This window comes from Enterobacter asburiae, from assembly GCF_024599655.1.
GTDB lineage: Bacteria > Pseudomonadota > Gammaproteobacteria > Enterobacterales > Enterobacteriaceae > Enterobacter > Enterobacter asburiae_D.
Genome location: NZ_CP102247.1, coordinates 1,416,169 through 1,429,208, shown reverse-complemented (window position 1 = coordinate 1,429,208; position 13,040 = coordinate 1,416,169). Strand labels below are relative to the sequence as shown.

The 13,040-nt window shown below is 50.4% G+C and carries 9 protein-coding genes; all 9 read right to left on the bottom strand.

The genetic code is table 11. The features are described from left to right. Window positions 1–20 precede the first annotated feature (20 nt). Genes NQ230_RS06850 through tssH form a run of 9 tightly spaced genes read right to left on the bottom strand, consistent with a single transcriptional unit; the run spans window position 21 to window position 13,033 of the window. Window positions 21–1,232 (bottom strand): KPHS_23130 family T6SS system protein, encoded by a 1,212-nt coding sequence (locus tag NQ230_RS06850; RefSeq protein WP_257260552.1) that lies wholly within the window; start codon window positions 1,230–1,232, stop codon window positions 21–23. Next, complete coding sequence (locus tag NQ230_RS06845) at window positions 1,232–1,498, bottom strand: PAAR domain-containing protein (protein ID WP_193066312.1); 267 nt, start codon at window positions 1,496–1,498, stop codon at window positions 1,232–1,234. The genes NQ230_RS06850 and NQ230_RS06845 overlap by 1 nt, the downstream gene beginning before the upstream one ends. Window positions 1,499–1,500: 2 nt before the next feature. Continuing rightward, the gene (locus NQ230_RS06840; RefSeq protein WP_257260551.1) at window positions 1,501–2,478 is read right to left on the bottom strand and encodes a DUF6708 domain-containing protein; all 978 of its coding nucleotides are present in this window, start codon (window positions 2,476–2,478) and stop codon (window positions 1,501–1,503) included. Between the two features lie 59 nt (window positions 2,479–2,537). Continuing rightward, on the bottom strand, window positions 2,538–3,515 hold the full coding sequence (locus NQ230_RS06835) for a DUF6708 domain-containing protein (protein ID WP_257260549.1): 978 nt from the start codon (window positions 3,513–3,515) through the stop codon (window positions 2,538–2,540). A gap of 59 nt (window positions 3,516–3,574) precedes the next feature. Next, the gene (locus NQ230_RS06830; protein ID WP_257260547.1) at window positions 3,575–4,552 is read right to left on the bottom strand and encodes a DUF6708 domain-containing protein; all 978 of its coding nucleotides are present in this window, start codon (window positions 4,550–4,552) and stop codon (window positions 3,575–3,577) included. 1 nt (window position 4,553) lies between these two features. Beyond that, the gene (locus tag NQ230_RS06825) at window positions 4,554–7,139 is read right to left on the bottom strand and encodes a T6SS effector BTH_I2691 family protein (RefSeq protein ID WP_257260546.1); all 2,586 of its coding nucleotides are present in this window, start codon (window positions 7,137–7,139) and stop codon (window positions 4,554–4,556) included. Window position 7,140: 1 nt separating this feature from the next. After that, on the bottom strand, window positions 7,141–8,001 hold the full coding sequence (locus tag NQ230_RS06820; protein WP_257260545.1) for a DUF4123 domain-containing protein: 861 nt from the start codon (window positions 7,999–8,001) through the stop codon (window positions 7,141–7,143). 9 nt (window positions 8,002–8,010) lie between these two features. Then, window positions 8,011–10,383: a type VI secretion system Vgr family protein gene (locus tag NQ230_RS06815; protein WP_257260544.1), complete on the bottom strand. Its 2,373-nt coding sequence runs from the start codon at window positions 10,381–10,383 to the stop codon at window positions 8,011–8,013. Next, window positions 10,373–13,033, bottom strand: coding sequence for a type VI secretion system ATPase TssH (tssH, locus tag NQ230_RS06810; RefSeq protein WP_257260543.1), 2,661 nt, complete (start codon window positions 13,031–13,033; stop codon window positions 10,373–10,375). The genes NQ230_RS06815 and tssH overlap by 11 nt, the downstream gene beginning before the upstream one ends. Window positions 13,034–13,040 lie beyond the last annotated feature (7 nt).

The following is a 13,040-nucleotide window of genomic DNA, read 5'->3' as shown; positions in this document are numbered from 1 at the left end:
CAATGGATAATGCTGGGGAATTATTTCGATACAGGGCTAACAGTCATAAACCAGGGAAATATACTTTCGTCCGGAACGTACACAACAAGTTGTGGTGATTCAGACTGTTCAGCCTGGTCGGCAGCAACAGCTATCGCAAGCCAGGGCGAAACATTCCTCGTCAGCCCCGTTTTTAAATCAATATCACAAGGTTGTCCAGCAACAGGAAATCGAACACCAGAGGTTGAGAGCAAGGCGGTTGCTTTATTGCTGACACCCGTGCCCGTTAACCAGATCTGTTTTATCTCTTCTGGAGCAGACTCTCCCCAGTGTAACGCCTGCATAAGCGCGCTACTCATATCCTGCGTAGTCTTCATCTGTTCAGGTCGATGGACCTGAGCCACAACGTTCCGGTTTACCTCAGGTCTTTCAGGTGAACTCATCAATAGTGCTGCCGCCGCTTCCCCGGTACCATCTATGATTTTTTCAGTAAGGTTCAGAGTAATAACAAGCAGGGTCTGCATCGCATCTGGTCTATCAAGCCACGCATCAATCGCCTGTAATCCTTCCCCGCTGATAAAAGTAATATTGAAAGGGAAACCAATGCTGTTTTGCACCAGTTGCTTTATCGCGGCGAGCTCTTCGGGTGATAAAGATATATCCGGGCTGAACTGAAATAACACAGCCAGGGGGGACTTTTGGGGCATGCGTTGAAATACGTTTTGTAGCGCAGTCTCCCTTAGCAAGGAGTTTATCCGTTCTTTTACTCTCACCAGTACAGGTAATCCCATATCGCTAAAACTGGCGTGGTGGATAAGCAACTCGCCTGTCTCGTCCACCTTTGCAGGCAATATAATACCTTCAGGTACTTGCATCTGTTGCGAAATGGATTCAGAGGAAATGACATGCGGCAGGTGAACTACGTAACCTAACATACCGAGACTACGCTGACCGGACCGAATGTCCTGAGCAAGATCCCACTCCCTGGCCGCATCCCAGCCATCTGCCAGCCATTCCCCAGCAAGATAAATCAGCCAGCGAAACGCAAATGCAACCCCACCGATGGCCGAGGGAATTCCAAGAAAACAAAACCAGAACGTAGCCGTATGAGTGGGCGAACTGGTAGGCCAGAAATAGGCTGTGATCCCAGCTCCGGCCACAATAAGTACAACCAGGAGTATCACCCAGCGCTTAAAGGAAGGTGCAGATTGTCGTTTTGCACGGGCTGGAATACAGGTAAGATCAACGGGCATTATTTACTCGTAGTCGCATTACTTAAAGAAGTAATCAGTGTGCATCCACAGGTACATTTATATCCGTGAAACGCAACTGGTACGCCATTATCCTTCATAGTTGGATGCCCTTCAGCGATAAAAGAAGGGCTGTGGCCTAATATCGGGCAACTGACCGGATCGCCTTTACGCGCCACACCAATACCGGCAAATTTCATTTTCTTTGAGCCATCCATAACCTGGCCGCCCCCGGTGGTTTTATCACCGATACGAATGATACCCTTCATCTTTATTCCCTGTTGTTTGCTGATGGTTTCCTGAAAAGATTTCGCCATGGATGTTCAGGATTACCAGAAGCATCGACCCGATAAGGGTCATCTTTATCAACCCGGCACAGTGACTCAATACTCTCGGGCCAGACGGGCACCCTGCTTGTCACCATCGCCAGGTAGCGCGGAACGCTGAAAATAAAGGCCAGCACAAACAGGAGCGGGAACAGAAATAACGGCGCGCCGTTAAAGCCGGCTAAAAGATAGAGCAGACCAAAGCGATAGCCCTCGCGTTTTTTTGCGATCGGCAGGCAAAAGTCAACAACTCCTGTGACGGACTCAGGCCCTTCCTCCATGTAACGTCGGACAAACTCCCAGTGCCTTTCAAGCTGCTTCCTGTCCGAATGCGTAGCCGGCAGACAGAAGGTGTCAATCACGGTTTCATTATCATCCGCCAGCACATGACCGCTGATGTAGTAGTCTTTGTTCGCATCTTTTCTGTGGCTCAGTCCTGTGGTGAAAAAAACGCTATCCCAGGGAACGCTGTAGGCTGAACCATTTAACCGGAATACGTGCACCAGTCTGTTTTTTCTGTCAAAGCGAATGGGGTAATGTGTCCAGGCAAACCATTCTGCTTTAAGGATTTTGAATGTCATTATCATGATTGGAATACAAATCAAACTCATCGACAGAAGCATTTTTTCACTAGTCGAAAACTTCCAATCAATATAGGGAGCACTCTTAATTAGCACAGTAATATAGAGCAATGAAAATCCAAAAAAAGCAAATGAAGCGATTAAACTAAGAAATCCTTTTGCTGAGTAATATTTGTCAACTAACTCCAGATAGTGGGAATATAGTGTTATGACTTTCATGTCAGGAACTAAAGATTGTCCATCCAGTTCAGTTGCCTGGTGTTGTTTTAACTGATGCGTTCTCTCTTCATCACGAAGAAACCGGTTTACTTTAAACTTAGGAAAAAGACCGTAATAATCCATTTTATTCTACACTCCCGGAGCCAATTTAACCTCAACCTATTCCAACATACCTTTCATCTTTATTTTCTGTTGTTTGCTGATGGTTTCCTGAAAATATTCCGCCATAGATGTTCAGGATTACAAGAAGCATCGACCCGATAAGGGTCATCTTTAACAACCCGGCACAGTGACTCAATACTCTCGGGCCAGACGGGCACTCTGCTTGTCACCATCGCCAGGTAGCGCGGAACGCTGAAAATAATGGCCAGCACAAACAGGAACGGAAACAGAAATAACGGTGCGCCGTTAAAGCCGGATAAAAGATAGAGCAGACCAAAGCGATATCCTTCGCGTTTTTTTGCGATCGGCAGGCAAAAGTCAACAACTCCTGTGACGGACTCAGGCCCTTCCTCCATGTAACGTCGGACAAACTCCCAGTGCCTTTCAAGCTGCTTCCTGTCCGAATGCGTAGCCGGCAGACAGAAGGTGTCAATCACGGTTTCATTATCATCCGCCAGCACATGACCGCTGATGTAGTAGTCTTTGTTCGCATCTTTTCTGTGGCTCAGTCCTGTGGTGAAAAAAACGCTATCCCAGGGAACGCTGTAGGCTGAACCATTTAACCGGAATACGTGCACCAGTCTGTTTTTTCTGTCAAAGCGAACGGGATAATGAGTCCAGGCAAACCATTCTGTTTTTAGAAGCTTGAATGAAAACAGAATGGCGGGAATCAACATTAAAGTAGAAATCAATAGTATTTTTTCACTACCAGAAAATTTCCATCTGAGATAGGGAACGGTGTCAATCAACACAGCGAGGTACAGTAGTGACGTAGAAAAAAAGCCAAATGCAGCGACAAACCCACCAAAACCCTTCGCTGAGTAATATTTGTCAACCAACTCCAGATAGTGGGAATTTAGTGTTATCACTTTCATATCAGGAACTAAAGATTGCCCATCCAGTTCAGTTGCCTGGTGTTGTTTTAACTGATGCGTTCTCTCTTCATCACGAAGAAACCGGTTTACTTTAAACTTAGGAAAAAGACCGTAATAATCCATTTTATTCTACACTCCCGGAGCCAATTTAACCTCAACCTATTCCAACATACCTTTCATCTTTATTTTCTGTTGTTTGCTGATGGTTTCCTGAAAATATTCCGCCATAGATGTTCAGGATTACAAGAAGCATCGACCCGATAAGGGTCATCTTTAACAACCCGGCACAGTGACTCAATACTCTCGGGCCAGACGGGCACTCTGCTTGTCACCATCGCCAGGTAGCGCGGAACGCTGAAAATAATGGCCAGCACAAACAGGAACGGAAACAGAAATAACGGTGCGCCGTTAAAGCCGGATAAAAGATAGAGCAGACCAAAGCGATAGCTCTCGCGTTTTTTTGCGATAGGCAGGCAAAAGTCAACAACTCCAATGACGGACTCAGGCCCTTCTTCCATGTAACGTCGGACAAACTCCCAGTGCCTTTCAAGCTGCTTCCTGTCCGAATGCGTGGCCGGCAGACAGAAGGTGTCAATCACGGTTTCATTATCATCCGCCAGCACATGACCGCTGATGTAGTAGTCTTTGTTCGCATCTTTTCTGTGGCTCAGTCCTGTGGTGAAAAAAACGCTATCCCAGGGAACGCTGTAGGTTGAACCATTTAACCGGAATACGTGCACCAGTCTGTTTTTTCTGTCAAAGCGAACGGGATAATGAGTCCAGGCAAACCATTCTGTTTTTAGAAGCTTGAATGAAAACAGAATTGCCGGAATCAACATTAAAGTGAAAATCAAAAGAGATTTTTCATTTTTCGAAAACATCCACCGGAGATATGGAACGGTGTCAAGAAGAACAGCAAGGTAAAACAGAGATGCTGAAAAAAAAACAAATGCAGCAATCAGACTCAGAAACCCTTTTGCTGAGAAGTATTTATCAACCAGTTCCAGATAATGGGAATTTAGTGTTATCACTTTCATATCAGGAACTACAGATTGCCCATCCAGTTTAGTTACCTGGTGTTGTTTTAGCTGATGCTTTATCTCTTCATCATTAAGCTCACGGTTTAATTTAAACTTAGGAAAAAGACCGTAATAATCCATTTTATCCCTCCACTCCGAGCGCTAATTTAAGCTCATCCATTTCCATTTTCATGGTTGGCCATATAGGCAGTTCAGCAGCCTCTATCTGCTTATATTTTTCTTGATTTTCCTTCGTATAATCAGTGCCAACTGGTATTCGTCGCCATAAGCACTGCACCAGCCATTTTTGAATGTTATCGCGATTCTGAAACGCAAGATAAATAGTAGTGCCTATCAAAATCGCAACTGCTATAAACGTTCCTATCACAGGTATCGCCCAAACTACAGCAACTGCAAGCCACAAACCAGCGAGCCCAGACATACCGTAAGCAACAAAAAGTCCAATATGCCCTTTGTTTAATTCATTGAATGCATGATATAAATCATACCCCGCAGCAATTACTCCAGCCACCACGCCCAATGCTTTCCCCGCATAACCAACCCATCTGAGAAAGGTTTCAGAGCTGAAAACCCGGAGCCTCGACGCAGCATTAGCAAATAACCGAAATTGTTTAATACCGGTCTCAATAATGCCTAATGTCGTGCTTCCAAGACCTAATACTCCCGCCCAAAATCGGGAATGAGCTTCTCCCTGATCAGCAGTGAGCGTTTTTTTATTGTGAATATCAGCAGAAATAAAAAGTGCTGCAACCTGAAGAATCCCGGAACATACCCCTAATGTAAATGGCATAGCCTGCCCGGCTTTTGTGACTCCACGCTGAACGGCGCCCTGCCAGCGGCTAAATTGCTGAGCCTCAACATCTGCTGATGTTCGAAGTAATTTACTCAATGCAATAGCACGCTCTTTGGGTGGCAGCGATGCCATCTCGTGTACTTTGTCAATATCAACCATGACCAGAAATTTTTTTGTTTCCTCAACTTCCATTGGCAACCCGTCGATTCTGAGTCGTCTTAGCTCCCGTCTAACATAATGTCGTAAGCTGTCTTTATTTGCTCTGCTGTCCAGTCCGCTTTCCTTAGCCAGTTGCGTGACCACTTCAGAAACAAACTCTTTATATTTCCCTGTTTTTTCTAAAGGAACCAGTGCTTTATTTGTTATTGCACCCATCGCAACTAAACAGCCGTAGACTTTGTTTGATTCTAATGCCTGTGCGATCTGTTTTGTTAATATACCTGAAAGTAACCCAATGAATATTCCTGTCACACCGGCAGCATTATCACGCATTTTTTCGATACTATCTTTAAAGGCATCGGCGATCCCATTCCAGGGAATGGCAAACCAGTCCGAAAAGCCTTCAGTAGCTTTAGCTAACTTTTCAGCCAGAACATCCTGATTTAATATTAGCGCACGAGCCAGTATATTTGTTACATCTGTGGGTGTCCCTGACAACAAATCATTAAAATGACGAATGACCCCCACTTTGTCCTGCATCCCGGCAATGCAGTAATTCAGCGTCTGGACATATTCAATACCGCTTTTCAATTCCTGGGTATCAAAATTATGCTTAAAATATCGGAGCAACACGCTGCCCTTTATCCACTCAAGATACATTTCGGTGCGTGGACTTACGACACTGTCGTTATACTGCTGTAAAATTTTATTAAATTTCTTCTGAAAGTCAGCCACTTTTGATGGTTCATAGTATTGTTCATACTTCGCCCACTTCCTGGCTGCCTCAGGTTTTACTTTCCGATCACCGATCGAGGTATACATATTATCCGGAACATCGCTATTCCCGGCGTAGCCAAAGGGACCAGAAAGCGCCATTCGCTCTTCGCTCTCACTCTTCTCAATAGAGTCCCGTTCAAACTGGCGACTCATCGATTCTTTCAAACCAGTAATTGCAGAAGCCAGAGCAAGCTCCCGTTGATATTCGGCTTTTTTGTAGACGTTTTTTTGCAATTCAAAGTCTATAACGGCGGAGAGATCTTGCAAGACTGCAGGTGGATCCTGCAGCACAATCATTGCCCCTTTATTTGGGTAAAGCTTGTCTGCCGATTTTTTAATTAAAAGGGCTTCAAATGTCGTGGCAGCTTTCCACGGTGCAGGGGACCATATCCTGGCGCTGCTGTTTTTTCCTTCACTGCTGTATTCCGCCACAGTTTCAGTCAGCGACGATATTGCAATAACCTGGTCCGCCTTACCGCTATTAATCCAGGCATCCATGTCAAAAGGTTGCATATACTGAATGCGATAAGACGCTTCTTCATGCTTTGTGCGGACCGCTGGTGTCCATTCCACTTCGGACCAGCAGAACCAGAACACGCCGTTTTTCATGCTCAAGGGCTTTACCGGCAGCGTTATCAGTGATGCACTCGCAAGTTCTTCTGGCTGAGTAACGCATGGCTTAGCCTTACCATTTGCAATATCAGGAGGCACATCTCCATTTTCAGGCAGCGGGTAATAATATCCTTCGCAAGTGACAAAATAATTTATCCAGCGGTTACCTGACTCAGACCAGATGTATAAATAGCCCTCACGCAGCAAGCGTCCCGTCCATGCAGTTTCGCCCTTTGCTACTGCAGGTACGGTGACGCTACCTGGCAAAAGAGGTAATGCATCATCCTTTGCCACAACCGCCGGGCGAACGGGTAAAAGTGGCAACCCATAGCGGGTACAGAACTTACAGCCTTTTTGTGTGCTCATATTAATTGTTCCATGCATGATTATAAGGCTGCATTTGGGTCATCTCCTGCCAGAGATGTTCATCCCAGTTACTGGTTACATCACGATAATAGTCAGGAGCCTGTCGGGACTGTGCCAAAAATGCCGCCATCTTCGGAGCCATCCAGAAACCTTCTGGCTGCACTAATGCATGCAGCGCAAATGCAATACGATCTTCCTGGGTCGGCAGTCCACATGTCATCGCCTGCACAAGCAAAGCATCTATTTTGCGACTGCTTTCCTGACGCTGTGCCATATCGACATTGCGTGGCAGTTTTTCCAGGACAAGGTTTATCTGCCCGCAACGCTGTAATTGCGCCAGCGGAATTTCTGTTTGGTCTCCGGGCTGGCAAGAAACTCGAGCCGGGAACGCCAGTGTGTGCCACTCTCCCTCCAGCCAGAATGTCCAGTACGGTATTTCCTGGGCGGGTAGCTGGTTAGACAATTGCCATGGGTTTAGCATCCAGTGCAGATGAAACAACACTCGCGGATCGTAATAACGCAGGATATGTCCCTTTTGGTGTGCATCCTTAAAAAACAGGGCATTAACCAGCAGATTGTGTACGATCTTAATCGGGCGCTGACTGGACAATAAAAGGACGCACGTCGGCGGTGAAGTTGGGTCTGCACACCGTGAAAGGTCTGCCATAAATGTTCTCCACTCACCAGGTGGAAGCTCATGCAACGATATCAGCCACGGGTAAAGATGGGCTTGCGGTGCCAGCATCGGCGAAACCAGTTCGATATGCGGCCAGTTTTCCGGCAGTTCTGGCACCCGCATGCGGTCAATAACTGCATATTGATGGTCCGCCAGTTGCAAAGGCTGCTCCAGGTAATTAATCATCAGTCGTCCTTAGCTCAATGGTATGATCGCATCACCTTTGCCTGAAGCTTCTGAAGCCATGGATTCACAGGCGGTGAATTTCGGGTAGGGAACGTTCAGTTTCGCTGGCCCCGCATAGTCAAAATCAGCACTTTTTACCTTAAAGCAGCCATTGGTGCCGTGCTCTATTTTGGCCGGATCAATCGTCAGATAAGAACCACCACACTGCAAAATGATTTTCTTTTTCGCAGTGATAAGGATTTCATCTTCAGTACTCGTAATGGTTAACCCTTTCGCGGCTGTGATATCAAGCCCATCAGTCTGAGCCTGCATTTCGATTTTCCCTGCCGCCGCAACCAGTTTCATTCCCATCTCATGTGCAAACACCACCACCGCTTTTTTCGCGACTAATGCAATGCGTTTTAGCGCTGATATTTCCGTATTCCCACCCGCAGTTAATATCTGATTCTGGTTAGAACTGAACTGAATATGCTGAGGCGTGGAAAGTGCAATCCCTGCTGGTGCACCCGCCACAATCACCGACTGTTGCAGGGCATCCACACTTTGCTGTAAGAAACTTTGTTGTTTGTCATTATCCAGTGAATCGATATTTGCAGTTTCCAGAAGACTGGAGAGTGATTCAGCCAAAGACAGGGCGTCGGATAGCTGGCGCTTAACCTCTGCCATATCCAGCACCTGCCCCTGCGCCTTCGTCTGCCCGTCAGCGGTGATAAATATCCCTTTCTGCGCACGGATGGCGCCCCAGCTGTCCGTCCTGAGCTCAAACCCCTCACCGCGCTTCTGCTTTTCGCCGTCGACGAGATGGCCGAGGTTCAGCTGGCTCTTGCCGCCGTACTCGGTGCTGACCTTGATATGCTCTTTCCCGCGCTCGTCATCGAGGCGAATTTTGTTGTTCGCCGGCGTGCGCAGGACGTTACGTTTGTAGTTGCGGATGGTGACGTGATCGCCGTGGGCTGAGTCGTGAAGTACGCCAGAAATGTACGGCCTGTCCGGGTTGCCGTCTTCAAAGCCAATCGCCACTTCGGTGCCCGCCAGCAGCGGCAGGTGCAGGCCGTAAGTGTCACCTGCATACGGTCGGGACTGGCGCACCCACAGGCTCTCGAACCCCGTCTCCCAGCTGTCACGGTCAAACAGCATGTTGACGCGGTAGCGCCCGTCTTTATCGATATGGCCGTAGGTATCATTTTCAGTGGTGCTGGTGACGCGGGCCGGTAAGGTACCGGCCATCACCGGGCGAGCCCCAGGCTCAGGGCGGAAGCTGAAATCCGGGCTGTCCGGAATGCCGTCAAAATGGAGGCGAAAGTCTTCATCCCGCCGCGCGTGGGTCCGCATCGCCGTGATGACCACACCCTGAGCAAACACGGCAGCCACTTCATACCCGCCGGAGACTTTCAGCAGCATACCCGGAGAGAGCGCCGGACTGCTGGTGATGGCCCGCGTCTGCGTCTGGCCATTCAGGTAGCGCTCATGCCGGATGCGGGCATAAAACGCGCCGGACTCGGGCACCGGATTACGCTTATACGCGCTGCCCGGCATCAGATAATTGTCGGCATAGTGGTACGCTTCCCCGTACGTGGTCGCGTCGCCCCGGGTGACGTCAACCAGCGTATTCATATCCTCAGTGGCCTGACGGTAGTTGTAGTCGCGGGTGCTGACCTGCTTCTGCACCACGCTGTGATGGCTTTCCATTCCCCACACCGAGTCCACACCCTGCGAGTGCTGCCCGGACGGCGGTACCGACGGCAGGCTCAGGCCTTTCTCATACCCCTGCTGACCGTCGTAAAACTCCACCACGTCAATGTTCAGGCGCGTGTCGGTGGTGAAGCGGAACCAGATGCCCACTTCGCCAAGCAGGCGGGTGATAAAGTACAGGTCGTCCTCGCCGTACTGCATCACCTGCTCACGGCGGGGGTACTCTTTTGTGAGCGAGAACAAAAAATCCTGGCCGCGCATGCCGTGACGCTCGCGCAGGATTTTTTCCACAATTTGCGGGACCGACATGTCCTGGTAAATGGCGTTCTGGTGCGAACGGTCAAGCAGTGCCAGACGGGGCCGCAGCGTCAGGGCATAATGCGTTTCATCTTTTGAGGTGCCGAGACGTTCAAAACCGGTCACCACCCCCTGAATCACCCGCAGCGGCTGCTGGATTTTGATTCCGTAACCCTGGTCAACCGGGGCCTGCAGCGTCAGCGAACCGGGCTTCATCAGCATCATCTCTTTGCTGATGCCGTGGTCGCGGCTGGTGAACTCAACACGGTAGCTGAACGGTCGGCTCAGGGCTTCGTCGCCTGAAAAGGCCAGCACGTCGTGTTCAGCTTCACAGCCCTTCACCACGAGGAGGTGATGGTTATGGCTGTATCTGATCGGAGGATTAGTGCTCATACGTTACCCCCTGATTCCATTCAAATTCAAGGCCAATCCCTTCTTCATCATCCCAGCCAAGGCGTAACGTGTGCGGCTTCTCTTTTGCGGCCATATAGGTCAGCAACTGCTGGCTCAGCACCGGCAAAATTTGTTGATTCAGCAGGCTGTCGACGTTGCGCGCACCGGTGTCCGGCAGCAGGCAGGCGGCGGTCAAGGCGTCATACAGGCTCTCATCAATCTGCGTGGCCAGGCCGTAGTGACGATGCAAGCGCTTGCTGACTTGTGACAGTTTCATTTCCACGATGGTACGCATGGCAGCTTCAGCCAGCGGACGGTAAATCACCGTCTGGAAGCGGGCGAGCAGCGCGGGCTGGAAATGATCACGCAGGATCGGACGCAGCAGTTCGTGTAGGTCTGCTTCGGTGGCTTCCGGGTTTTCATCCAGCAGTTGCATCAGGTGGTCACTGCCGAGATTGGAGGTCATGAGGATAACGGTATTGCGAAAGTCAATTTCGCGCCCTTCGCCGTCGCGCATAAAGCCACGGTCAAAGACCTGATAGAACAGGTTCATCACGTCACGGTGCGCCTTTTCCACTTCATCCAGCAGTACCACGCTGTATGGACGCTTGCGAACGGCTTCGGTGAGGATCCCGCCCTGGCCGAAGCCGACGTAGCCCGGAGGTGACCCCTTCAGCTGGGAAACAGTATGCGGCTCCTGGTATTCAGAGAGGTTAATAGTAATGAGTGACTTCTCGCCACCGTACATGGCATCGGCCAGCGCAAGCGCGGTTTCGGTTTTCCCCACACCGCTCGGCCCCACCAGCAGGAATACGCCCTGCGGACCGTTCTCGGACGTAAGGCCCGTTTTTGCCGCACGCAGACGCTGCGCAATGGCTTCGAGCGCCACATCCTGCCCAACCACGCGCTTACTGATTTCATTTTCCAGAGTCAGCAGTTCGGTCTGCTCATCCTTCATCAGCGATGACAGCGGCACGCCTGTCCAGTCGGCAATCACGTTGGCAACGGTGCGCACGTCCACATCCAGGGAGAGCAGCGGGTTGCTGTGCTGCATGCCGCTCAGTTCCTGCAGCAGCGCGTGCGTCTCGCTCTGACGGGAGATGTCCTGGCGGCTTTCCAGCAGTTGTTCGGTGAGTTTCAGCTCCTGCTCGTACTGAGTTTCAAGCTCGTCGAGAGCAACGATAAGATCGTTCTCTTCCTGTTCAATGACGGTCAGGCGTTCACCATGGTTCTGATTACCGACAGCAATATCTTCCAGCAGCGCCTGCTTCTCCATTTCAAGAGAGGTAATCTGCGAGCGAATGCAGGTCAGCGGTTCCGGCACGGTGTCGAGGCTCATGCGGACGCGCGCTGCGGCGGTGTCGAGCAGGTCAACTGCCTTGTCCGGCAGCTGGCGGCCCGTAAGATAGCGGCGGGAAAGCGTAACAGCCGCGCGCACCGCATCGTCGGTAATATGCACATTGTGGTGTTCGGCATAGCGGGATTTCAGGCCACGAAGCATCAGGCAGGCGGTGTCATCGTCCGGCTCATCCACTTTGACCATCTGGAAACGGCGCTCAAGCGCGGCGTCACGCTCGAAGTATTGTTTGTATTCAGACCAGGTGGTGGCCGCAATAGTACGCAGTTCGCCACGCGCCAGCGCGGGTTTCAGCAGGTTGGCTGCATCTGCGCCACCCGCCTGATTACCTGCGCCGATGATGGTATGCGCTTCATCAATAAAAAGAAGGACAGGTACAGGCGATTGCTGCACCGCATCGATGACGTTTTTCAGGCGCTGTTCGAACTCACCTTTCACGCCTGCACCAGCCTGGAGCAGGCCCAGGTCAAGGGTACGCAAACTGACCGTTTTGAGGGATTCCGGCACATTCCCCTCGGCGATACGCAACGCCAGGCCTTCAACCAGTGCGGTTTTCCCTACGCCCGGCTCGCCCACCAGAATCGGGTTGTTCTTGCGACGGCGGGAGAGGATATCCACCATCTGGCGGATTTCAGTATCCCGGCCGAACACCGGATCGATCTTCCCTTCCCTTGCTTTTACGGTGACATCAAGGGTGAATTTGTCCATTGCGTTCTGCAGCGCCGGACTCAGTTCCCCCTCTTTCATTTCCACTCCAGCCGGGCGCCCGACAAATTCCACCTCACCACCGTGGCGCTGCGTCAGTTCAGCTTCGTGCTGCATTTCCAGACGCTCGTCCGATTGCGCATCCAGCAAAGGTCGCAGGCGTTCCAGCTGGCTTTGAGCAAGTGTTAACAACGGCCAAAGACCGTCACAACGTGCCAGTTTTGGTTTTTCCACCAGTGCCATCAGCAGATGGATGCTGCGAATGTGCTCTTCGCCATTGAGTGAGGCAAGTAGCCAGGCTTGCTGCATCAGAGTCTGGATGTCATCAGAGAGCTGGGGCCGATGGCGCACGGAGCGAGGTTGTCTGTCGAGCCAGCCAAGTAAATCCTGCCAGATGCTATCCATATCCCATTCATAGCGACGCGCCAACACCGTCAGGTCACCTTCCCCCTGCTCCAGCAGCTTCAGTAGCCAGTGCTCCGGCAGAATTTCGGCATGGGCACGGGTCTGACAGAGCGAAGCTGCGCCTTCCATTGCTCGGGCACAGTAAGGGTTCAGACGACGTAACAGGATGGCTGGATTTTCCATGAGATTC

Coding starts and splice junctions, on each gene's coding strand:
- NQ230_RS06850 (WP_257260552.1), bottom strand. CDS start 1,232: ATGCCCGTTGATCTTACCTGTATTCCAGCCCGTGCAAAACGACAATCT.
- NQ230_RS06845 (WP_193066312.1), bottom strand. CDS start 1,498: ATGAAGGGTATCATTCGTATCGGTGATAAAACCACCGGGGGCGGCCAG.
- NQ230_RS06840 (WP_257260551.1), bottom strand. CDS start 2,478: ATGGATTATTACGGTCTTTTTCCTAAGTTTAAAGTAAACCGGTTTCTT.
- NQ230_RS06835 (WP_257260549.1), bottom strand. CDS start 3,515: ATGGATTATTACGGTCTTTTTCCTAAGTTTAAAGTAAACCGGTTTCTT.
- NQ230_RS06830 (WP_257260547.1), bottom strand. CDS start 4,552: ATGGATTATTACGGTCTTTTTCCTAAGTTTAAATTAAACCGTGAGCTT.
- NQ230_RS06825 (WP_257260546.1), bottom strand. CDS start 7,139: ATGAGCACACAAAAAGGCTGTAAGTTCTGTACCCGCTATGGGTTGCCA.
- NQ230_RS06820 (WP_257260545.1), bottom strand. CDS start 8,001: ATGATTAATTACCTGGAGCAGCCTTTGCAACTGGCGGACCATCAATAT.
- NQ230_RS06815 (WP_257260544.1), bottom strand. CDS start 10,383: ATGAGCACTAATCCTCCGATCAGATACAGCCATAACCATCACCTCCTC.
- tssH (WP_257260543.1), bottom strand. CDS start 13,033: ATGGAAAATCCAGCCATCCTGTTACGTCGTCTGAACCCTTACTGTGCC.